Origin of the sequence: Flavobacterium hungaricum (genome assembly GCF_015182285.1) — a bacterium.
Lineage (GTDB): Bacteria > Bacteroidota > Bacteroidia > Flavobacteriales > Flavobacteriaceae > Flavobacterium > Flavobacterium hungaricum.
This window is the reverse complement of record NZ_PRDM01000001.1, coordinates 1-24,073: the sequence shown is the minus strand read 5'-3', so window position 1 is coordinate 24,073 and position 24,073 is coordinate 1. Positions and strand designations below refer to the sequence as shown.

At 38.0% G+C, this 24,073-nt stretch carries 14 protein-coding genes, 2 tRNA genes and 3 rRNA genes; 1 reads left to right on the top strand and 18 read right to left on the bottom strand.

The window, feature by feature from the left end:
* Window positions 1-277: 277 nt before the first annotated feature.
* The 13 genes from fsa to C4F50_RS00035 all read right to left on the bottom strand — a co-directional run bounded on the left by fsa (window position 278) and on the right by C4F50_RS00035 (window position 19,068).
* Window positions 278-934, bottom strand: a complete 657-nt coding sequence (gene fsa / locus C4F50_RS00095) for a fructose-6-phosphate aldolase (RefSeq protein WP_193844400.1) — start codon at window positions 932-934, stop codon at window positions 278-280.
* A gap of 594 nt (window positions 935-1,528) precedes the next feature.
* Complete coding sequence (xylA, locus tag C4F50_RS00090; protein WP_193844398.1) at window positions 1,529-2,854, bottom strand: xylose isomerase; 1,326 nt, start codon at window positions 2,852-2,854, stop codon at window positions 1,529-1,531.
* Window positions 2,855-2,863: 9 nt separating this feature from the next.
* Entirely contained in the window at window positions 2,864-4,345 is a 1,482-nt protein-coding gene (locus C4F50_RS00085; protein WP_193844397.1) for a xylulokinase, read from the bottom strand.
* Window positions 4,346-4,349: 4 nt separating this feature from the next.
* Window positions 4,350-5,357, bottom strand: a complete 1,008-nt coding sequence (locus C4F50_RS00080) for a GntR family transcriptional regulator (protein WP_193844395.1) — start codon at window positions 5,355-5,357, stop codon at window positions 4,350-4,352.
* A 288-nt stretch (window positions 5,358-5,645) separates the two neighbouring features.
* Window positions 5,646-6,680 (bottom strand): glycoside hydrolase family 43 protein, encoded by a 1,035-nt coding sequence (locus C4F50_RS00075; protein WP_193844393.1) that lies wholly within the window; start codon window positions 6,678-6,680, stop codon window positions 5,646-5,648.
* Between the two features lie 28 nt (window positions 6,681-6,708).
* Complete coding sequence (locus tag C4F50_RS00070) at window positions 6,709-8,142, bottom strand: MFS transporter (RefSeq protein WP_193844391.1); 1,434 nt, start codon at window positions 8,140-8,142, stop codon at window positions 6,709-6,711.
* A gap of 257 nt (window positions 8,143-8,399) precedes the next feature.
* Window positions 8,400-9,509, bottom strand: a complete 1,110-nt coding sequence (locus C4F50_RS00065; RefSeq protein ID WP_193844389.1) for an endo-1,4-beta-xylanase — start codon at window positions 9,507-9,509, stop codon at window positions 8,400-8,402.
* A 205-nt stretch (window positions 9,510-9,714) separates the two neighbouring features.
* Window positions 9,715-12,612: a glycosyl hydrolase 115 family protein gene (locus C4F50_RS00060; RefSeq protein ID WP_228011928.1), complete on the bottom strand. Its 2,898-nt coding sequence runs from the start codon at window positions 12,610-12,612 to the stop codon at window positions 9,715-9,717.
* 82 nt (window positions 12,613-12,694) lie between these two features.
* Window positions 12,695-13,858 carry a mannonate dehydratase gene (gene uxuA, locus C4F50_RS00055; RefSeq protein ID WP_228011977.1) on the bottom strand — a complete coding sequence of 388 codons (1,164 nt, stop codon included), beginning with the start codon at window positions 13,856-13,858 and terminating at the stop codon, window positions 12,695-12,697.
* 193 nt (window positions 13,859-14,051) lie between these two features.
* Window positions 14,052-14,789 carry an SDR family NAD(P)-dependent oxidoreductase gene (locus tag C4F50_RS00050; RefSeq protein WP_193844386.1) on the bottom strand — a complete coding sequence of 246 codons (738 nt, stop codon included), beginning with the start codon at window positions 14,787-14,789 and terminating at the stop codon, window positions 14,052-14,054.
* Window positions 14,790-14,953: 164 nt separating this feature from the next.
* Window positions 14,954-17,107, bottom strand: a complete 2,154-nt coding sequence (locus C4F50_RS00045; RefSeq protein ID WP_193844385.1) for an alpha-glucuronidase family glycosyl hydrolase — start codon at window positions 17,105-17,107, stop codon at window positions 14,954-14,956.
* A 280-nt stretch (window positions 17,108-17,387) separates the two neighbouring features.
* Window positions 17,388-18,416, bottom strand: a complete 1,029-nt coding sequence (locus C4F50_RS00040) for a LacI family DNA-binding transcriptional regulator (protein WP_193844382.1) — start codon at window positions 18,414-18,416, stop codon at window positions 17,388-17,390.
* 202 nt (window positions 18,417-18,618) lie between these two features.
* Window positions 18,619-19,068 carry a PepSY-like domain-containing protein gene (locus C4F50_RS00035; protein ID WP_193844381.1) on the bottom strand — a complete coding sequence of 150 codons (450 nt, stop codon included), beginning with the start codon at window positions 19,066-19,068 and terminating at the stop codon, window positions 18,619-18,621.
* Window positions 19,069-19,359: 291 nt separating this feature from the next.
* Between C4F50_RS00035 and C4F50_RS00030 the strand changes: the two genes are divergently transcribed.
* Entirely contained in the window at window positions 19,360-19,797 is a 438-nt protein-coding gene (locus tag C4F50_RS00030) for a transposase (RefSeq protein WP_193844379.1), read from the top strand.
* Between the two features lie 481 nt (window positions 19,798-20,278).
* Here C4F50_RS00030 and rrf read toward each other — a convergent pair.
* The 5 genes from rrf to C4F50_RS00005 form a co-directional block, all read right to left on the bottom strand.
* Window positions 20,279-20,388: ribosomal RNA gene (rrf, locus tag C4F50_RS00025) — 5S ribosomal RNA — on the bottom strand.
* Between the two features lie 154 nt (window positions 20,389-20,542).
* Window positions 20,543-23,423 (bottom strand): 23S ribosomal RNA (locus C4F50_RS00020).
* Window positions 23,424-23,560: 137 nt separating this feature from the next.
* Window positions 23,561-23,634, bottom strand: a tRNA-Ala gene (locus tag C4F50_RS00015).
* 158 nt (window positions 23,635-23,792) lie between these two features.
* Window positions 23,793-23,866 (bottom strand) — tRNA-Ile (locus C4F50_RS00010).
* A 125-nt stretch (window positions 23,867-23,991) separates the two neighbouring features.
* Window positions 23,992-24,073, bottom strand: a 16S ribosomal RNA gene (locus tag C4F50_RS00005); the annotation flags it as partial.

The window sequence follows — 24,073 nt, the reverse complement described above, 5'->3', positions numbered from 1 at the left end:
TAAAAAAAATATAAAAGCCTAAATTTTTGCTTTTTTACAAAAATCACTAAAACGTTGTAGTTAGAACAGAAAGAAGATCTCAAACGGCTTCTTTGGCAATGCCCGTAAAATAAGGACTTTTACAATATTTGTACTGAAAATCAACATTTTAATTCAAAACAATACAATTCTTACAAAAGCAGTTTTACAAACAATCGGTTGCTTTTATTTTATAAAAAAACTCCCTTCAAAAGACCTGAAGGGAGTTTAATCTATTAAAAAAGGATGTCTTTATAAATTACAAATTCATCTTTTTAGCGTCTTCTACAAACTGCTTTAAACCAATATCGGTTAACGGATGTTTCAATAATCCTTTGATTGCCGATAATGGCCCTGTCATTACATCAGAACCTGCTTTGGCACAATTTACAATATGCATGGTATGCCTCACCGAAGCAGACAATATCTGAGTTTGATAATCGTAATTATCGTAAATCAATCTTATCTCCTCTATAAGGTGCATTCCATCAGTCGAAACATCATCTAAGCGTCCTAGAAAAGGAGAAACATAAGTCGCGCCGGCTTTTGCCGCTAATAACGCCTGACCAGCAGAAAATACTAGAGTTACATTGGTTTTGATGCCTTTAGAAGAAAAATATTTACACGCTTTTACACCATCTGCAATCATAGGAAGTTTTACCACAATCTGCGGATGCAATGCAGCAAGCTCCTCGCCTTCTCTGATCATTCCGTCAAAATCGGTTGAAATTACCTCTGCAGAAACATCGCCGTCGACAATGTTACAAATATCAAGATAGTGCTTTAAAATATTCTCTTTTCCGGTAATGCCTTCTTTGGCCATTAACGACGGATTTGTGGTTACGCCGTCTAAAACACCCATAGACTGTGCTTCTGTAATGTCTTCTAGATTTGCAGTGTCAATAAAAAATTTCATAAGTTTTGAGTTTGATTAGTTACTTTCGAAAAGTGATTTATCGTCGATTATAAACCTTACAGTTTGTCAATTTCGACAAAGGAGACTCGAGCGATGCGAATAGGCGAAGCAAATCTACACAAGTAGCTCCGCACTGAAAATCAGTCTTTGTCGAGTTTCTTACGAAGATTTCTCCTTCGTCGAAATGACAAGATTGTGTATATCTCTTGTATAAACAAGCTAACAGTATACTGAAGCGCTTCTAAATTTTAGCGAGTGAAAAATGTGCATCTTAGATTGATTCTGCTCTTCAAAAAACCTTCAATAAAAAATACTCACTTATTATTTTATCAAACTGACTTATTCCTTTTTTTAATTATCAAAAAACAGTAACTAAACCTTCAATCTATTTTTATCAAATTTCAATATTGGAACAAGGCATAATCTTAATACACATTTTTCAATTTTTATCTAAAAATCATTTTAACGTTCTTAAGCTATCATATTAAAATTGAAATAATTTTTAGAAATTTTGTCTCACTAAATAATTTTCAAAAGAAACCCGACAGATTTAAAAAAGCTGTCGGGTTTAGTAAGGTTCTATTATCTTACCAATTAAATATATTGATTGATGATGTTTTCAAACAATTCTTGTTTACCGCTTTGAAGGTTTAATTCTCCGTTTTCGTGTGCGATAGTATAAAGATCTTTCAAGCTTAATTTTCCGTCAGCAAAATCTTTTCCTTTTCCAGAATCAAAAGAGCTGTATCTTTCAGTTCTTAATTTTTCGTAAGGAGAAGAAGTGATGATTTTATCTGCAGTCAATAATGCTCTTGCAAAAGTATCAGCACCGCCAATATGCGCTAAGAAAACATCTTCTAAGTCCGTTGAGTTTCTTCTGATTTTAGCATCAAAGTTAACACCGCCGCCTTGTAAGCCGCCAGCTTTTAAGAAAACCAACATTGCTTCAGTCGTTTCCTGAATGTTATTTGGGAACTGGTCTGTATCCCAGCCGTTTTGGTAATCTCCTCTGTTGGCATCGATGCTTCCTAACATTCCAGCTTTTGCAGCCACTTCTAGTTCGTGTTGGAAAGTGTGTTGTGCCAATGTAGCGTGGTTTACTTCGATATTGATTTTGAAATCTTTATCTAAACCATATTGTTTTAAGAAACCAATTGCTGTTGCAGAGTCAAAATCGTATTGGTGTTTAGAAGGTTCCATTGGTTTTGGTTCGATAAAGAAAGTTCCTTTAAAACCTTGTGCTCTTGCGTAGTCTCTAGACATTGCTAAGAATTGCGCCATATGGTCTAATTCTCTACCCATATCTGTGTTTAGTAAAGACATATACCCTTCTCTACCGCCCCAGAACACGTAATTTTCACCGCCTAAAGCGATCGTTGCGTCAAGCGCTAATTTTACTTGTCCACCTGCTCTTGCCACTACATTAAAATCTGGATTTGTAGCTGCACCGTTCATAAATCTTGGGTTTGAGAAACAGTTTGAAGTTCCCCAAAGCAATTTAATTCCAGAGTCTGCTTTCTTTTGTTTTAAGTAATCTGTAATGAATGCCAGACGTTTTTCTGATTCTGCAAAAGTAGCTCCTTCAGCAATCAAATCGTAATCGTGGAAACAGAAGTAATCGAATCCCATTTTGCTGATGAATTCAAAAGCTGCATCTGCCTTATCTTTTGCAGCCTGATACGGATCTGATGATGCATCCCAAGCAAAATTTTGAGTTCCTGGCCCAAATGGGTCGCTTCCTTGTCCGCAGAATGTATGCCAGTAAGCGATCGCAAATTTAAAGTGCTCACGCATTGTTTTTCCAGCCACAATCTGGTCTGGATTATAATATTTAAATGCTAACGGATTGTCAGATTCTTTTCCTTCAAATTTAATTTGTCCGATACCTTTGTAGTATTCTTTATCTCCTAAAACTATCATCTCGTTTTTTTATTTATTTGTTAATATTAATTCCAATTCTTGTTTCCATTTCTGGTATGCTTTCTGGTATTCTTCTTTATTTTTTAGTGGTAAAAACGTCATTACATGATCGTTAGTCGTAATTCCAGAACTAAACTTATCATAATCACCGTCTTTTAAACCCACTGCTCTTGCTGCACCAACAGCACCAGTTGTATTGTAAATTTCAATTTCGTAACCGATTAAAGTTGCTACGGTATTGGAGAAAATTTCTGAGCGAAACAAATTATCATTTCCTGCTCTGATTACATTAATTACTGCATTATCATCTTTAAGGCATTCCATTCCGTACACAAACGAAAATGCAATTCCTTCTAGAGAAGCCCTGAATAAATGCGCACTGTTATGAATGTTTAGGTTTAAATTTAGAAAATGAGTTCCGATGTTTTTGTTGTTGAACATACGCTCTGCACCATTCCCAAACGGAATTACCACAACACCTTCTGAACCAATTTCAATATTTGAAGCTTTCTCGTTCATCGCTTCATAACTTTCGTTCCCCATATTATTACGAAGCCATCTGTACTGAATTCCTGCTCCATTAATATTCAATAGTTTACCAACTCTTGGCGTTTCCAATTCGTAATTAACATGAACGAAATTGTTTACTCGGGTGCTTTTTCCAGAAGTAACATCGCTTACGGCATAAAACACACCAGAAGTTCCGCCTGTAGCCGCCACTTCTCCCGGATGTAAAACATTTAAAGCCAAAGCATTATTAGGCTGATCTCCCGCTCTGTAAACAACCGGAATCCCCACCGGAAGTCCCGATTCCTGAGCTCCTTTTTCGTTAATAACCCCTTGATTCGAAAAATTTTCTACAATGGTCGGCGTCAGCGAAGTATCGATTCCGTAATATTCCAAAAGCCAGTCGGCTGCTTTATTTTCTTTATAATCCCAAAGCATTCCTTCAGACAAACCATTTTTGGTTGTCGTTACCTCACCCGTCAATTTCAAGGCGATATAATCTCCAGGAAGCATGTATTTATAGATTTTATTGTAGATCTCAGGCTCATTTTCCTTTACCCATTTTAGCTTAGAAGCTGTAAAATTTCCAGGCGAATTCAATAAATGTTCCATGCATTTTTGCTCTCCAATTTCGGCAAAAGCCTTATTTCCAATTTCTACCGCGCGGCTGTCGCACCAGATAATCGAATTGCGAAGTGCATTTTTTTCTTTATCAACAATTACCAATCCGTGCATTTGATACGAAATACCAACTCCCTGAATTTTAGAAGCATCAATATTCGATTCTTTAATAGCTCTTTTAGTTGCCGTACAAATGTACTCCCACCACATTTCAGGATCCTGCTCTGCCCAATCGGGATGAAGCGAAACAATTTCCATTTCGTTTTGAGGTTCGTTCAAAACAATTACTTTCTTACCCGTTTCTGCCTCAACGATTGCCGCTTTTACAGAAGAACTTCCAATATCATATCCTATATAATACATAACTTTATAATGATTCTCTTAAAATTAATTTGGTTGGCACGTAAAACTTCGTTTCTTCATCGTGCGTTATAAATGCTGCTGCTTTGGTTCCCATTTCCTTAAAATCAGTTGAGACAACCGAAATTCCTTTGTAAATAAATTTCTTCATTGGCGTTTCGTTATAAGACAGAAAACCAACATCTTTTCCGGGTTCAAAATCTTTTTCTTTGCATTGTTCTAAAAATTCGCCCAAAATCCTGTCGCTGACACTGATGTAAGCGATTCCCTTTTCAATTTGAAACTTTTTAGAATCTGTAATAATTTCATTTTCAAAACTAAAATCAGCACAAAACTTCTTAAAAAACTCCACCGTTTCCCACGGATGATTCGTAAAATCCGGATATAGAAATTCTATCTTTTTATATTTTTTAAACAAATCCACTGCCGCTGTCAGCGCCTCATAAAATGCTTTTCCAAAATCCTGAAAAACATAATTACTGCTCTTTTTCGCTTGAATATTCCAGTCGATCAGCAGGAGTTTATCATTCGAGATTGCCGACAAAGCCGGACCGATCTCCTTGTGGTCAAAATTCATTACCACATATTTATAATACTTGCCGATTCCGTTATTAATGATCGTTTTAAAAACATCAATATTATAATGATGAAATTGTACATCAGTAATCACATTATCCGGCAGATTATTGACAACAGAATGATACAAAACCTCTTTATATGCCTTAAAAGTATCTAAGACCAAAAGCACTTTTCTAGTTTCTCCCGCCACATAATACCCTTTATTCGGCACAGAATCAATCACATTCTGATCCTTCAAAATCGAATACGCCTTAAAAACCGTATCTCTCGAAAGCTGATACGTTTTGCAGATCACGTTTACAGAAGGCAGTAAATCACCCTTCTGCAGAATATTCTCTGCAATGGCGTTCGTAATTCCGTCCACCAGCTGCTGGTACTTCGGAATATCACTTTCGTGATTCATTATAAACTCAAATTTTTCTTCTTCCTTTGGCATACCGTTCTGTTCCGTTCTGTTATGCTAAAGTAGCTAAAAATGTTTTACAAAAAATTCTTTTCCACATTAAAATTGTTAATTTTTCAATTTGCAATTTTATAAGTAACCCAAGCTCCTTTTTAATTTTTTAATTAGGAACAATTTGGGCGTGTCCCGCCGAAAAAGGCGGGCCGGGCTATCCGTTTCAAGTCCTCGCACTTCCTTCGTCAGGCTGTGGGCTTTCCACTGCTATCCCTCACGCAAACGGTTTTCAGAAGACACATCATTTTTTATTAATAAAATATAGTTTTAATCAAACAATCTTCTTATCCCATACGGATCAATCGTAATAATAGAACCGTCTTCGAGATAATCAATTTTGGTTACTTTCATACTTCGCAGATGCGTAACCCCTTTTGACAAACTCGAATCATGGTAAAATAAGTACCATTCGCCTTCAACCTCACAAATCGAATGATGCGAAGTCCATCCCACAACCGGATTCAAAATTCTACCCTGATATGTAAACGGCCCATACGGATTGTCGCCAATCGCGTAACAAATAAAATGCGTATCTCCCGTAGAATAAGAGAAATAATATTTTCCGTTGTATTTATGAACCCAGGAAGCTTCAAAAAAGCGGCGGTCGTTATCGCCAGCCAGCAGGTTTTCTCCGTTTTCATCCAGAATTTTGATTTCTTTTGGTTCTTCATCAAACTCCAGCATATCCTCTCGAAGTCTCGCTGCAATTGGACCTAAAGCAGGTTCACTTCCAGAAGGCTCTTCATTATTTTCATCATACTTATTATTTCGGTATTTCTGCAGTTGTCCGCCCCAAATGCCTCCAAAATAAATATAATGTCTGCCGTCTTCGTCTTCAAAAACAGCAGGATCAATGCTGTAACTTCCTTTTATCGCTTCTTTTTCTGGAACAAAAGGCCCTACAGGAGAGTCGCTTACAGCAACACCAATCTGAAAAATTCCGTTGGCACGTTTGGCTGGAAAGTACAGATAATATTTTCCGTTTTTACAAGCGGCATCCGGCGCCCACATTTGTTTTTCGGCCCAGGCCACATCATCGACATGCAATGCAACTCCATTGTCTACAGCTTCGGATGAAATGTTTTCCATAGAAAACACATGATAATCTTCCATCCCAAAATGATCTCCGTTATCGTTAAACGGAATCCCGGCGTCAATGTCATGCGATGGATAAATATATATTTTACCATTAAATACATGCGCAGACGGATCTGCGGTGTAAATATGAGAAACTAAAGGTTTTGAAATCGCCGTTTCGTTAATCTCCTCAAAATTAATTTTTTCAATACTATCTTCAGGCATACTCTTTTTTTATGTTTTTTAATTAATTTTAATTTCTTCTTTCTCTTAAATCTTTTTCAATCTGAACTTCCATTTCTTTATTGATTTTATAGAAAAACAATAATCCCGCACCAATCAAAAATGGAATTGCTGGAAAAATACTCACCAATAATTTGATTCCGTTTACTGCAGATGCTGTCTGAACAGCGGCATTGGCAACGTAATGAAAGGAACCTAAAACCAAAGTCGTTACAGCGCCTCCAATACTCAAACCTGCTTTTAAACCTACCATCATGGCAGAAAAAATTATAGCAGTCGCACGACGGTTATTGAGCCACTCTGAATAATCCGCAACATCGGCAATCATCGCCCAAAGAATCGGGATTGTGATTCCGTAGAAAAAGCCGTGCAGGATCTGAGAGAAAAATATAAGCGAAATAGAAGTCGATGGAAAAAAGTAAAAAGCGATAATAAATAAGGTTGAAATAAACAGAAATATTCCGAAAACATTTCGCTTTCCATATTTGTCCGCAAGACTTTTAGACAACGTAATCCCAACAATCATAAAGATAATACCGCCGGCATTAAAAAGTCCGAAGCCTGCAGCAATAGGATCGTTTCCAAAATGATTCAATCCAATATTGGATAGAAAATTCAAAATAGGCTCAATAAAAACAGCCAGCTGCTCTTTGTTGACGTAATTCTCAAAATAATACACATACGAACCGCCTTTCATGGCTAAAGTCACAAAAACCAAAGTTGTCAGCGAAAGCATAATTACCCACGGTCTGTTTTTTACCAAATCGCTCAAATCTTCTTTTATACTTGATTTTTGTTCTGGTTTTGGAATAATTCTTTCTTTGGTGGTCAAAAAAGTAATGATCAACATAATAGTTCCGATAATTGCCAAAGCGGTCATCACTTTTTCAATTCCGATCGCTTTATCACCATTTCCAGCACTTTTGATAATACCAAGCATAAAAACCTGAACAAAGAATTGCGCAAACATTACCGCCACAAAACGATACGACGACATACTGTTTCGTTCACCCATATCGCCCGTAATGACACCACTGAGTGCAGAATACGGCAGATTGTTTGCAGCATAAAAAAGCAGTAGTAAAGTGTACGTTACAACGGCATAAATAACTTTTCCTTTATACGAAAAATCAGGAGTAGAAAAGGCTAAAAGTGCCACTACACCAAGCGGAATTGCTGTTGCTAAGATCCAAGGTCTGAATTTTCCCCATTTCGTACTCGTTCTGTCTGCCAAAACTCCAATAATAGGGTTAAAAATAAAAGCCGCAATCAAACCCACAATCAACATGATGATAGAAGAATCGGTTGGCGATAATCCGTAAATATCAGTATAGAAATAAGCCAGATACGTCATCAAAGTCTGAAAAACCAGATTAGCGGCCAAGTCTCCTAAGCTGTATCCTATTTTCTCTTTGATGGATAATTTTTGTGAAATGTTATTCATTTTGTGGTTTGTGGTTAGTTAGTTGTCTAGCAAGGTTTTCGAAACCTTCCAGATTTTAAATTGTTTTTATAATGCTTATCATATATCTGCAAAGTTTCTAAAACCTTGCAGAAAAAACGTTGAAACAATTAAAACAATCGGTTGTGTAAATTTAGATAAAAAAACATATTACGCAAATTTAGTTTACTTTATTTCAAGAATATTTTTAAAAACAACCGATTGCTACTATTCTTTCAATCGGAAACGCATTTGACTAATTATTCTTCAGTCTTTTTTAAATTCAAAATACTATCGTATGCTTTTTTATGCTTGAAATCGGCATCAAAAGGAAGCGGATAATTCGTTCTTCCTTTTATCGGCCAGTCGTTTAACCACGATTGTCCATCGTAAACTCCCCAAAAAGTAACACGGCTGATTTTGTCTTTGTGTTTTAAAAATAATTTAAAAATCGAAGCGTAACGTGCTGCCAATTTGTTTTGAATTGAATCTGGGAGTTTTTCAGGGTAGCGATTCATTTTTGGATTTCCTTCAAATTTCTGATTTACATCTGCTCCTTTTAAGTCCCACGGATTTGGTAAAACAGTAATATCCAATTCTGTAAAAGCAACTTTGATTCCTAAAGCCGAATATTCTAAAATGCTTTTTTCAATTTCTTCTAATGATGGACTATTTAAATTCCAATGTCCCTGACTTCCTACTCCGTCAATTTTTCCGCCCGCCGCTTTTATTTTTTTGATTAAAGCTATAGCTCCAGCCCTTTTTGCAGGATCTTCAAGATTATAATCGTTATAATACAAATCCACTTTTGGATCGGCTTTTTCTGCCAGTTTAAAAGCATCAACCAGATATTTCTCGCCCAATGTATTCAAAAAAACCGATTTTCTTAAGGTCCCATCTTCGTTTAAAGCTTCATTCACCACATCCCAAGAATCGATTCTTCCTTTGTATCTGGAAACAATCGTGGTAATGTGATCCTTCATAAAAGTTTTCATTTCGGTACTGTCTGCAATTTTCTCCATCCAGGGCGCTAATTGGCTGTGCCAGATCAACGTATGTCCGTGAATAAACATTTTATTTTTCTCGCCGTACGCCACAAATTTATCCGATAAAGCAAAATCGTATTGGTCTTTTTGCGGATGCGTGTACATCGATTTCATGATATTTTCTGCAGTAATGGCATTAAATTCTTTTCGAATTAACGAATCTGCTTTAGCATCTTTTTCTTCAATTTGATCTGCGCTTAAAGCAGCTCCGATGTAGAAATCGTTTTTATAAACCTCTTTTAATGAAGCGGTTTCTTTTTGTGATGTACAACTTACAGACAGCAAAGTGGTGACGACAAACAAATAAGGGTTAATAAATTTCATATCTTTTTGGTTTAAATAGTTAATAGTTTTTCCTTTCTAAATCCGCAGCAACTACCGTCGATCTTGTCATTTCGACGAAGGAGACTCGAGCGATAGCGAATAGGCGAAGCAAATCTTCGTAAGAAACTCTACAAAGATTGGAGATTTTCGTTGCGGAGAGTCTTCCCCATCCAAATAAACAAACTTAATGTGTTACGTTATTGAATCATTTCTTAAAACTCTCCGGAGGACCCAAATACGAATCCAAAACTTTTCCATCTTCGGTCTCAATTACAATTTTTTGCAGCACCAAAGCCGGATCAATCGCGTAAATCTTCAAAACATGATTCCCCGAATTTTCTATTTGATGTGTGGACGTTATAATTTTAATGTTAGCTGCAACAGATGCAGCCCAGCTTTTTTCTGAAGAATCAGCATTCAAATTCATAATTTGCGGTTTTTCAGAATCAAAGCCAATTCCGTATTTTAAGCCTTCTCCAAACTTAAAATTTATTGTCGGCGAAAAATAAGCATGTACTTTTACCTTTCCTTTACTGAAAAAATGAACGTCGTATTCCAGTCTTGGTGATTGCCCTGAAACTGCAATAGTCTGAATATTCGAAGGTTTAATCGTTATTCCAGAATCTGTTTTACCAAGATTTGGAATTATAGTCCACTTTACTACCTCCGAATTTATTGCATTTGAATAATTTTTACTTTCTATTGAAATATAACCGTTGTTTTCTACAAAACCTTTAATTTTATCAGAATCGATATTATTAATTTTCAGTTCTACTTTATGTCTTTTATCATCTGCTAAAATGGTAAACTGGCAATTGGTAATTCCTTTGGGCGCTTTTTTCCAATCGATTCGGATTGCAATTCTTTTTTCGAAAGCAACTGTTCCTTTAGAAAAAGAAAACAAAATCCAATCGTTTTTATTCTCAATCCTAAACTGAAAAGATTTTACACCTCTATTAGATACCTCAACATAGGTGGCATTATTCTCTAAAGAATTTAAATCTGGAAGCACAATTGTTTTAGTACTTTTTGAATCATAAACTTCTTTACTGCCCTCCGCCGTAACTGCTGGATTTGAAGTTGTGTCATAATAAACTAACTTGGTTTTTGGTATCACATTTTTGTCCGGCTGCTGCCAATTATCATAACCAATATGCGTCTGAGCCATCATGTGATTCCATTTGCCGTCTGCTAATTTGGTGTGATAAAAATTGGTGAGCTCAGCGTCTTTTTCAAATAACGTTTTTACTTTTTCAGCATACAAATTTGCAGCGGCATTTCCCTGCTCTGCATACAACTGATTTTTAGCTGCTGCCACATACAACTCATTTAAATTTGAACTCGCTAAAACCGGAAATAAAACCAACTGATAAAAAGCATCTTTGTATTCTGGCTGTAATTTTTCGTTTATCAAATGAGCTTTTTCAGCCAATTTTTGATAATCTGCAACAACCCGATCTGCTTCATTATAATTGGTAATACTGTAGGTAGCCGCATCTAATAATTCTGGTTTTCTACGTGCGTTGTATTTGGTATATAATTTTAGAATTTCGGCAATTTCTTCTGAAAACTGATTTCCAAAATTCTCTTTTGCACAATTTCTATAATAGTGATCTAAATTTCCGGCATTGAATTTTTCGGGATTCCAAGCAATATCAAGAAAAAATTCGGTTGGAAATTCCATTGGTTTGATATCCCCTACATTTACAATCCAGATTTTATCAACGCCATATTGATACGCCAGATCCATTTGTTCCCAAACTCTTTCGATCTGATTGGTATTGATCCATTTGTAATTTCGCGGACCGCCTACGTAATCAAAATGATAATAAATACCGTAACCGCCTTTTCTGGTTTTGGCGTTCAATTCTGGAAGTTTGCGGATATTTCCCCAATTATCATCGCATAACAAAAGCGTTACATCGTCGGGAACTCGCATTCCTTTGTCGTAATAATCCTGAACTTCTTTGTAAAGTGCCCACATTTGAGGCGTTTCTTCGGCAGGTTTCTTCGTGACTTCTGCAATGATATTCCGTTGGGTTTTTACGATATTTTCTAATAATTCAATTGCCGTTCCTTCCGTCATGGGTTCGTCGCCGTCACCACGCATTCCAACAGTTACAATGGTTTCTTTGTTTCCCATTCTTTTAATTCCATCTTTCCAGAATTGAACCAAAGATTCAGAATTAGTACTAAAATCCCATTTCCCATTCGATTTCCCCCACTCGGCATGCGCTCGCGTGAGTGGTTCGTGATGCGAAGTTCCCATTACTATTCCGTATTTGTCGGCTAAAACAGCATTCTGCGGATCTTCAACATAAAACATTCTGCCCCACATTGCCGGCCATAAATAGTTGCCTTTCATTCGCAAAATCAATTCAAAAACTTTATCGTAAAATTTGGAATTAAATCCGCCTAATTTTTCGAATGCCCAGCCAGATAAAGCCGGCGCCTCATCGTTTATAAAAATTCCTCTGTATTTTACTTTTGGTTCTCCCTGCGAATGAATTCCAGGCAAAACGTGCAATTCTGATTGTTTCTTCACTGGAACGTCTGCCCAGAAATACCAAGGCGAAACACCTATTTGATTGGATAAATCGTAAATTCCGTAAATCGTTCCTCTTTTGTCTGAACCCGCAATTACCAAGGCTTTTTTGATTCCTTTAAAGGGATTTTCAACAATTTGCGTTGTAAATTTTTCCCATTTTCCACGAAGTTGGGCGGCATCAATTTTTCCTTTTTTTACTAATTGATCGATGATTTCGCTTTTTCCGAGTGTTCCGATAATCACTACGAAATCTTCGGCTTCTGCTATTTTTTTTATTCTTTTGGGATGTAAATCTGAAACTTTGAAAATGTCGTTTTCTAAATGTCCCGTTACTTTTAAAACTCCCTCAAAATCTTTATCACTAACTAAAATCGATGCCGTTTTTCCTTTTGAAACCAAAGGAAAATTTTCGGCAGAAGCCTGATTCACTACATATTTTTCTGGATTTATCGCATACGATTTTGTGCTTAATCCGATGAGGAAAAGCGATAAAACGTATACTATTTTAGTTTTTAAACACATAGGGTCATAGGTTTCTTTTTCTGTAAAAGACATTTCGCTTTTTTAAACAAACATAGTTTTCGTCAGTTTTTTCATTTCAATCGAAGGAGACTCGAGCGATAGCAAACAGTACGTTTTACAAACTCAATTTATAAGCAATTCCCATTTCTAAACCTCTTAACTCGGCCAATCCTTTTAATCTTCCCGTCAGCGAATAACCCGGATAAGTTTCTTTAGCTTCATCAACTTCGTGCAGAAAACCATGATCGGGGCGCATCGGCAGGCTCACTTTTCGCTTATTCATTACAACTAAAATCTTTTCTACAATCTTTTCCATTTGAACATCGCCGTTTAAATGTTCTGATTCGCGGAAAATAGTTTCGCTTTCGCGGATGGTATTTCGAAGATGCAGAAAGTGAATTCTATCTTCGTAATCGTCAATTATTTTTTCCAAATTGTTTTTCGGATCGGCGCTTAAAGATCCTGTGCAATAACACAATCCGTTAGCTGTTGAAGGAACAGCACTGAAAATAGCTTTCAAATCAGCTTCTGTTGAAACGATTCTGGGTAATCCCAAAACCGAAAACGGCGGATCATCTGGATGAATCGCTAATTTCGCGCCGATTTCTGCTGCAACCGGAACAACTTCGGATAAAAAATAAATCAGGTTTTCTCTTAATTTTTGATTGTCGATTTCAGCATAATTGTCCAAAAGCGATAAAATCTGTTCTGCTGTAAAATTAATTTTGCTTCCTGGTAATCCCAATAAAACATTTTTAAACAACAATGCTTTTTCATCTTCTGAAAGATTATTTCCAAAGTTTAAAGCATTCTGTTTTTGATCTTCTGAATAATCGTTTTCGGCATCGGGTCTTTTTAAAAGAAAAACATCAAAATAAGTAAACGCATCCTGATTGTATAAAAGAGCTTTACTTCCATCTTCGTTGATAAAATTATGATTCGTACGTACCCAGTCCAAAATCGGCATAAAATTATAAGTAATGATTTTGATCCCGCATTCTGCCAGATTTCGCAAACTGATTTTATAATTCTCGATGTATTGCAGGTAATTTCCCGAAGCTCGTTTTATTTCTTCATGAACAGGCAGACTTTCAACCACAGCCCATTCCAATCCGTAATTCCGAATGATTTCCTGTCTTTCTTTTATATCTGTAATTGTCCAGACATCGCCCACCGGAATTTGGTGCAAAGCGGTTACAATTCCCGTTGCTCCGGCCTGCTTAATATCAATCAAACTGACATTGTCATTAGGACCGAACCATCGCATGGTTTGCTGCATTTTTATCATACTTCTTTTTTTTATGCCGCAAAGGCGCTAAGTCACAAAGTTTATTTCCCTTAATGCGTATAGCTATGGAAACAAATTACTTTGCATATTCGCCGGCGTTTGTGTCAACTGATTTAAATCTTTTAATCCTTTAATCTGTGGCTTAAAAACTTTGTTACTTAGCGCCTTCTTGGCATTTCCACAATTAAAACCCAATACTATTCCCACCGTCAACCGGCAGAACTGTACCTGTTGTATATTTTGATTCGCTTAAAGCGAAATAGTAAACGGCATCTGCAATATCCGAAGGCTCTCCTAAAAAGCCCATTGGTGTTCTTCCCAATACTTTATTTTTTCTTTCCGGATCATTATCCAATGCTGCTGCCGACATTTTAGTTTTGATAAATCCCGGAGCAATACAATTTATTCTTATTCCCGACGGAGCCAGTTCTGTGGCCATCGCACGCGTCATAGATTCGATTGCGCCCTTGCTTGCCGAATACGCAATTACTTTCGGGATTCCGTATTGCGATGCCATCGAACTGATGTTGATGATGCTGCCGCTTCCGTTGGCTTTCATGTTTTTAATTACTTCGCGACTTACGGCAAAAACGCTCAATAAATTGGTATGAATGATCGAAAGAAAATCTTCATCCGTAACGTCTGGAATTTCTTTTTTCATGTTGATTCCGGCGTTGTTTACCAAAATATCAATTGGGCCGTTTTGGGTTATGTTTTCGATCATGGCTGGAATTCCGTCCAGATTATTTAAATCGAAAATTACCGGAATCGCATTTTCTCCAATTTCCCTGCAGGCCTCTTCTGTTTTTTCTTTTGATCTTCCGATGATGTAAGTTGTGATTCCGTTGTCACAAAGTTTTTTTGCGGTTGCAAAACCTAATCCTGAATTTCCTCCGGTTACAATTGCCGTTTTTTTGCTCATAATTTGTTTTTTTGGTACGCATATTTAACAGATTCGTTTTCGCGAAGACACGGAAAAAACGGGTCTTTTTCTAAACGAAAAAAAATAAAAAATCCGTGTAAATCTGCGTTTTCGCGAAAGCGAGTCCGCGTCATCTGCGTTCTAATTAATCTCAATAATTTAATTTATCCATTTCCCGGTGCAAATGGGAATTTTAATGATTTAAAATATTCTAATGTTTGTGTTGGTTTTTCGACTCCTGACGGCAATTCTTTTCCTGAAAACTGCTGAAAATACAACAAACAGGCATCACGCCACCATTTTGCTTCTTTCTGCTGGATTTCCAAAAGCATTTTTACTTCGTTAAATCGTTCGATGTCGACATATTTTTCAGCGTTATTCCAAACGTTTTGCATCTCGGCAACCTGATTAACACCTTCCTGATATTTGAGCGCCAAACCGTTCCAAAGTGTCTGGCCGTTCTTCAATTTATAGTCCCACGAAACGTGATGAAACCATAATAAATCTTTCTCCGGACAGGTTTCTAAGTTATTGAAAACTTTTGCCATTTCTGGTGCGTATTGTGAAACAGCATTTGTTCCTGATTTAGAACGGTCAAAACCAATTCCGTTTTTATCGGCTTTATGATAATAGGTCGGATTCCATTCGGGACGAGATAAATCAGAAACCCAAGGTCCTGGTCCGTAGTGATGACCTGTATCCATAATATGATGAAGGCCAAACGGTGTCATATAATTGACAACAGCTTCACGCGAATCGATCATCATCTTTTTAACTGGTTTTATAAAATGTTCATCGTTTGAAAAAGTACATCTCAACCACTCATCGGCAATGGTTTCAGCATCCAAATACGGATTCCAGGCCAATCTTCCGAAACCATACCAATTCGCTTGCGCAAAAGGATGACCTGTCCAGTTTAAATCATTTCCAATGTTAGAAACGCCTGCAATTCCCGTTAGTTTATTTTGATACAAAGTGCCGTCAATGACTTTGGCAACGGTTGAACCTTTTCCTTTTTGATAAGTATCTGATTCTAAAACTTCCTGAAATAATTTAGGCAGAAAAACCAAATGCGTGCTGAAACCCAAATATTCCTGTGTAATTTGAAATTCCATCATCAAAGGCGTTTTTGGCATGGCGCCAAATAAAGGATGAAAGGGTTCTCTGGGCTGAAAATCGATTGCTCCATTTTTTACCTGAACAATTACATTTTCTTTAAATTTTCCGTCATACGGCTGAAATTCGGCATACGCTTGTTTCGCACGATCGTTTGCGTCATGCTCAGAATATACAAAAGCTCTCCACATAATCACACCTCCAAAGGGAGCAACTGCATCGGCCAGCATATTGGCACCGTCAACATGATCTCGTCCGTAATTTTGAGGGCCGGGCTGTCCTTCTGAATTGGCTTTCACCAAAAATCCGCCAAAATCTGGAATTCGTTTGTAAATTTCCGCTGCTTTATTTTTCCACCAATTTATCACTTCCAGATCTTTTGGATCGGCGGTTTTTAGTTTTCCAATTTCAATTGGTGCCGAAAAACGGGCTGTCAAGTAGACTTTTATTCCGTAAGGTCTGAAAACATTTGCTAAAGCTTCTACTTTTTCTAAATATTGCGGCGTTAAGATTAATGCGTTTGCATTTACATTCGTCAAAACAGTTCCATTAATGCCGATTGAGGCATTTGCTCTAGCGTAATCAATATAACGCTGATCGATAAAATCAGGTAATTTCTGCCAGTTCCAAAGCGAAAATCCTGCGTAACCTCGTTCAACTGTTCTGTCCAGATTATCCCAGTGATTTAAGATTCGGATATTTGTTTTGGGAGAATCGGCAATATTTACATTTTTAACAGATTTGTTGGTCTGGAAAATTCTCAGAAAATTAAAAACTCCATATAAAACAGCGGCATCCTTTTTTCCAGTAATGATGATTTGTTTTTTATTTTGAATGGAAATGGATTTGATGATAAATCCTTCTTCGTTTATTTTATCAAAATTTGATTGAAGCTCTTTTCTAATTTCGCTGTTCAAATTAGATTGAGCCCCTATTATTAGATTATTTTCTCCTTTTAATTCTAATTTTATTTCGGGAACATTTCCGAGCATTTGCAAAAATCCAGTCTTAAGCTCTTTTACTGCAATTTTAATCGTTTCAGAATTTCCTAAAACCACAATTCCTTTCAGATTGTCTTTGTATTCTTTTGAAATTGAAGCATTGGCAACAGTATTGTACTGCAGCCATAATTTATAATCCTTTTGTGCCGAAGCCGAAATGGAAGTCAAAAAAAAGAGGAAAACAAATCGTAATGAAGTCATTTTTGGTTTAATTTATTCTCGATTTATATTTTTATTTCGATGGCTTTTCTTTTGTAATTAAAAGTATTTGATAAAATTTTAATTTAAAAAATACATTATTCCAAATAAAACAACAAATGCAATCGGTTGCGTAAAAATATAAGATTGTTATTGAAGAAAAAAATTTTAGCTCTGTTTTTTTCAAAAAATAATTTCATATAACAAATAAAGGCAGGATAATTAAAAAAACTATCCTGCCTATGGTGAAGCCGATTTTAGAATTTAGATTCTGTAATAGGTTTTATTTCTGCGTAGATTCTCTTGCTAATACTTCTGTGTTTAAAAAGGTAATTTCTTTGGCATCATCGTTTTTAGATGATTTCAGGTTTTTGATTATAATTTCGGCCGCCGCTTTTCCCATTTTTTCTGCTGGATGCGTAATCGTAGATAAGTTAGGGTCAATGATCTGCGAAATTGGATCGTTGTTAAAACCAATTACTTTAAATTCTTCGGGTACTTTGATCCCGCGTTTTTTAGCAGTCTGTACGGCGCTTACGGCCAGAATATCCCCTGGTGCAAAAAGTCCGTCGGGAATTGGGTCTAAGTCGAATAACGCATTGCTGGCTTTTACACCGTCTTCGTAAGTAACGGAATTTAAATTGATAATCAGTTTTTCATCTATGTCGACATTATGGTCTTTTAAGGCTTCGATATAACCTCTTTTTCTTTCGTTATATAAATTACCCAATTCTGATCCTGCCGTTATGTGTGCGATACGAATACAGCCCTGTTCAATAAGGTGTTTGGTCGCTTTGTAACCTGCTGTATAGTTATCAATTACAACTCTAAAGGTATTGTAATCTTTCGGTACACGATCGACAAATACTAAGGGAATATTATTGTTTGAAAATTGATGAAAATGTGCTGTATCGCGCGTTTCCATTGCCAGCGAACAAATTACGCCGCTTACACGATTGCTGTACAGGGATTTTGCCATATTAACCTCTTCTTCGTACGAGTCGTGCGACTGCATAATGATGACGGTATAATCGGATTTTTGGGCTGTAATCTCTATACCGCTAATGAGCGATGACAAAAAGGGCTGTGTGACAGTCGGAATTAAAACGCCAATGGTTTTGGTTTTATTACCACGCAGACCTGCAGCCAAAGTATTGGGTACAAAGCCCATTTCTTCGGCAGTTTTCTTGACTTTTTTTATGGTTTTATCACTAATGGTGTGATGATCCTTTAAAGCTCTTGAAATAGTTGATGTCGCCAAATTGAGTCTTTCGGCTATATCATAAATGGTAACGTGTTTATTTTCTTCCATAAAACAAATAAATAGAAGATGTAAATATAAACTATTTTTAGGCAAGATGTTCTTTTCTAAAATTGACGTAAAAACAAAATGTCCTCAAAGAAGTATTGAGGACATTTCTGTTTTTAAAATAGGTGAAGTGCTATTTAAAAATGAATCGTTTTTAAGCTTGTTTCTCCTATATAGCTCCGATTCCGAAAAAACAATTTTTAAACTATTTTTTATCAATATTGTTTTTCTTGTCTTTCAAAATCTTCCCTTCCTTGGTAAATTCCAGATCGATTTTGTTGGTTAAATCTACGTCAAGATCTTTGTGCCCATAGTCGATGTGCGTGATTTTTTCATTTGGATAATTTTTTGCCACATAATCTTTTACTTCTTTCGGAATAAACGCGGTTGGAATAGGCTTGTCTCCGCCGTCCACTTCACGATAGGATCCGTCTTTCCAGAATTCTACTTCTGTTCCGTCTTTTAGTTTTACTTCGTATCCTTTTTCGCCATGTTCAGCATCTTTTTTGGCGCTTTCTACAGCAACATCATTAAAATGCTTTTTCAAAAATTCCTGTGCTGGTTTTGGCAATTCGGTAATTTCAATTTTCTTCTGTGCGCTGGCCGAGATTGTTAGCGTTAACAATGCAAGGACTAAAAATATTCTGTTTTTCATAATTCAATTTTTTAAGTATAGTCTCACTAATTTACAACAGGGAAAAATGTTTTCAAATCTATTTAAGAAATTTTTAATCTTTTTAAACACTCATAATCAATCAATTGAAACAAAACACAAACCAGAAATTATATCACAACTTCACTCAAAAATTTTATTTTTAGAAAAGCATTTTCAATTCTTTTGTAGTACTTTTATCGCTTATTCAAAAACTGATTTAATCTTATAAATCCCAAATTTACAAGACTTTAAAAATTACTCATTCGTCTTTTTGAGTATAAAAGAAATGCTATGGAAATCTGGCTTAGAAAACTTTTTTTACTGTTCTTCGCCTTTTTATCATTTGGTCTGAAAGCTCAGATTGAGGATAAAAAGAAAGCTTTTGTTTCCAAAAAATCGATTCCTGTTAAGGAAGATAAAAATACGCTTGCACTCTATGATTTGTATAACAAAGGCGAAGAGAAAAAGGCCTATAAAAAAGCGCATCTGATCTTAAAATCTAAAGCAGACAACAGGCCCTTAGCCCGAACCAATTTGCTGCTGGCGTATTATTTTAATAAAAGAGCGGAGATAAAATCACAGGCTTTGCTAAACTGGCTAAATGGCATGAAAAAGTCAATCAGTCTGGGTTTAAGTCTTTTCAGTACAATCTCTCGAACAATTATGAATCACTATCAAACCATATTAAACTATTTTGACAACAGAAGTACTAATGCGTCTGCAGAATGAATCTTTCAATGCAAAAATAAAAGCATTTAGATCTCAATTCAGAGGCGTTAGAGATGTAGAATTCTTCCTTTTTAGACTCACTAACATTTATGCTCAATCTTTCTTTGTTACTCCATAGGTTTTCGTATTGATCCCTGAAATTCGTGTTTATTTTTTTTTCAGAAAAGTTGTGTCGAAATGTCAAGGCAGAAGAATTATATGAAAAATATAGATTTTAAAGATTATTTATTAGGACGTTTCCTCCGGACCGGGCTGTGCGTTAGCAGACAACGTTAGCGCGGATTTGCAATCCGTGCCCGCAAAAGCGAGCCGGCAACTATTTTAACGCAAAAATAAAAGTTTTTAGAAGGCAGAGGCGTAAGAAAGACAGGGTTCTTCTTTGTATTATCCCCGCTTTTGCGAATGATCCCAGACATGCGCCTGTTTTGCAACCCGTTTCAAAACAAAAAACCCTGTTTCAATAGAAACAGGGTTTTAAAAAGAAAGGCGACGACATACTCTCCCACATAACTGCAGTACCATCTGCGCAGGCGGGCTTAACTTCTCTGTTCGGGATGGGAAGAGGTGAGCCCCGCCGCAATAACCACCTTAAGAAGTTATAATTGCTTTGGGCAATCTGTTTTAATTAACAATTGATAATTGACAATTCATAATTAAAACCAATATCTTAACATACTGAGATAAAGAAATACAATAAATTTGGTTAGAAAGTTTCCTCCCGGGTCTTTGGACCCGGGAAAAGGGTGTACATAAGCTTACGGATTATTAGTACTACTCGACTATGACATTACTGCCTTTACATCTATAGCCTATCAACGTGGTCATCTTCCACGATCCTTAAAAGAAATCTCATCTTGTGGTGGGTTTCGCGCTTATATGCTTTCAGCGCTTATCCCTTCCCAACGTAGCTACTCTGCGGTGCCCCTGGCGGGACAACAGATACACCAGCGGTTAGTCCAATTCGGTCCTCTCGTACTAGAATCAGATCCACTCAAATTTCTAACGCCCGCAGTAGATAGAGACCGAACTGTCTCACGACGTTCTGAACCCAGCTCGCGTGCCACTTTAATGGGCGAACAGCCCAACCCTTGGGACCTTCTCCAGCCCCAGGATGTGACGAGCCGACATCGAGGTGCCAAACCCCCCCGTCGATATGAGCTCTTGGGGGAGATCAGCCTGTTATCCCCGGCGTACCTTTTATCCTTTGAGCGATGGCCCTTCCATGCGGAACCACCGGATCACTATGCTCTACTTTCGTACCTGATCGACCTGTATGTCTCTCAGTCAAGCTCCCTTATGCCATTGCACTCTACGCACGGTTACCAAGCGTACTGAGGGAACCTTTAGAAGCCTCCGTTACTCTTTTGGAGGCGACCACCCCAGTCAAACTACCCACCAAGCAATGTCCCCCACAATATGGGGTTAGGCCTCAGATAAACAAAGGGTTGTATTTCAACAATGACTCCACAACGCCTGGCGACGCCGCTTCATAGTCTCCAACCTATCCTACACATCATTTATCCAAGGTCAATACTAAGCTATAGTAAAGGTGCACAGGGTCTTTTCGTCCCACTGCGGGTAAACGGCATCTTCACCGTTACTACAATTTCACCGAGCTCATGGCTGAGACAGTGTCCAGATCGTTACACCATTCGTGCAGGTCGGAACTTACCCGACAAGGAATTTCGCTACCTTAGGACCGTTATAGTTACGGCCGCCGTTTACTGGGGCTTCAATTCAATGCTTCTCCGAAGATAACATCTCCTCTTAACCTTCCAGCACCGGGCAGGTGTCAGGCCCTATACTTCATCTTACGATTTTGCAGAGCCCTGTGTTTTTGATAAACAGTCGCCTGGACCTCTTCACTGCGGCCCCGATTGCTCGGGGCGACCTTTCTCCCGAAGTTACAGGTCTATTTTGCCTAATTCCTTAGCCATGAATCTCTCGAGCACCTTAGGATTCTCTCCTCAACTACCTGTGTCGGTTTACGGTACTGGTGCTTATTACCTGAAGTTTAGAGGTTTTTCTTGGAAGCCCTTAGGCGCACTATCTCTTTGTCCGAAGACTCCGAGTACTATCGTATTTCACCAAGCTCTACGGATTTGCCTGTAGAGCCTATAGTTAGGTACTTTAACGAACTATTCCGTCAGTTCGCGGCGCTTTCATCACTCCGTCACCCCATCACAGTAATAAGCAGTACGGGAATATTAACCCGTTGGCCATCGACTGTCCCTTTCGGGTTCGCCTTAGGTCCAGACTAACCCACAGCTGATTAGCATAGCTGTGGAAACCTTAGTTTTTCGGTGTGCGGGTTTCTCGCCCGCATTATCGTTACTTATGCCTACATTTTCTTTTCTGACCAGTCCAGCATCCCTTACGGAACACCTTCAGCCCTGTCAGAATGCTCCCCTACCACTTACAGTAAACTGTAAATCCATAGCTTCGGTAATATGTTTATGCCCGATTATTATCCATGCTCGTCCGCTCGACTAGTGAGCTGTTACGCACTCTTTAAATGAATGGCTGCTTCCAAGCCAACATCCTAGCTGTCTGGGCAGACAAACCTCGTTCTTTCAACTTAACATATATTTGGGGACCTTAGCTGATGGTCTGGGTTCTTTCCCTCTCGGACTTGGACCTTAGCACCCAAGCCCTCACTGTTATCAATCATTATACAGCATTCGGAGTTTGTCAGGAATTGGTAGGCGGTGAAGCCCCCGCATCCAATCAGTAGCTCTACCTCTGTATAACTAAAATAACGCTGCACCTAAATGCATTTCGGGGAGTACGAGCTATTTCCGAGTTTGATTGGCCTTTCACCCCTACCCACAGGTCATCCGAAGACTTTTCAACGTCAACCGGTTCGGTCCTCCACTGTGTGTTACCACAGCTTCAACCTGCCCATGGGTAGATCACACGGTTTCGCGTCTAACACTACTGACTAAAGCGCCCTATTCAGACTCGCTTTCGCTGCGGATCCATACCTGAAGTACTTATCCTTGCCAGCAGCGTTAACTCGTAGGCTCATTATGCAAAAGGCACGCCGTCACCCCACGAAAGGGCTCCGACCGCTTGTAAGCGTATGGTTTCAGGATCTATTTCACTCCGTTATTCACGGTTCTTTTCACCTTTCCCTCACGGTACTGGTTCACTATCGGTCTCTCAGGAGTATTTAGCCTTAGCGGATGGTCCCGCCAAATTCAGACAGGGTTTCACGTGCCCCGCCCTACTCAGGATACCACTATCTATTACACTTGTTGCCCATACGGGGCTTTCACCCTCTGCGGCGTCACTTTCCAGCAACTTCCGGTTCCTTGTGCATAAAATATCGTGGTCCTACAACCCCAGTCAGGCCGTAACAAGACTGGTTTGGGCTGTTCCGCGTTCGCTCGCCACTACTTACGGAATCACTTTTGTTTTCTTCTCCTCCGCCTACTTAGATGTTTCAGTTCAGCGGGTTTGCCCACCTATCGGTGTGTTATGTCTTCAACATAACGGGTTGCCCCATTCAGGTATCTGCGGATCAATCGGTGTGTGCCCGTCCCCGCAGCTTTTCGCAGCTTATCACGCCTTTCATCGCCTCTGAGAGCCTAGGCATCCCCCATACGCCCTTATTTTGCTTATTGTACCCAGTCATAAAATTAATTACGACCGTTTTTTTTTGTTCTTTACAATAAAATTGTAAAAAACGCTTTCTACTTTTATTATTTTCTTATCTCAATATGTCAATGAACTTTTATTTACTATGCTTATAGTAAACCAGTGGAGAATAACGGAGTCGAACCGTTGACCTCCTGCGTGCAAGGCAGGCGCTCTAGCCAGCTGAGCTAATCCCCCATTTTTAAATCTTAGATTTTAGAATTCAGATTTTAGATTACTGATTCTGATCTAATTTCCTTTGGTGAATCCCAGCTTCCAGAATTTCCTTTAAATCAAGCTTTTCAGTCTATTGTTTTAAATCTAAAATCTGAGATCTTAAATCTAAAGTCAAATAGTAGTCCCGGGCAGACTCGAACTGCCGACCCCTACATTATCAGTGTAGTACTCTAACCAGCTGAGCTACGAGACTCTGTTTTACTTAATTTTCATTTTTTTTCAAATTAACAGCAAGAGTAATACAGTCTTGGAATTCCAAAACATCAAATATCCATCTTATTTCCAAGGCGTGTCCGAAGACTAACACCAAGGCTCTAGAAAGGAGGTGTTCCAGCCGCACCTTCCGGTACGGCTACCTTGTTACGACTTAGCCCTAGTTACCAGTTTTACCCTAGGCAGC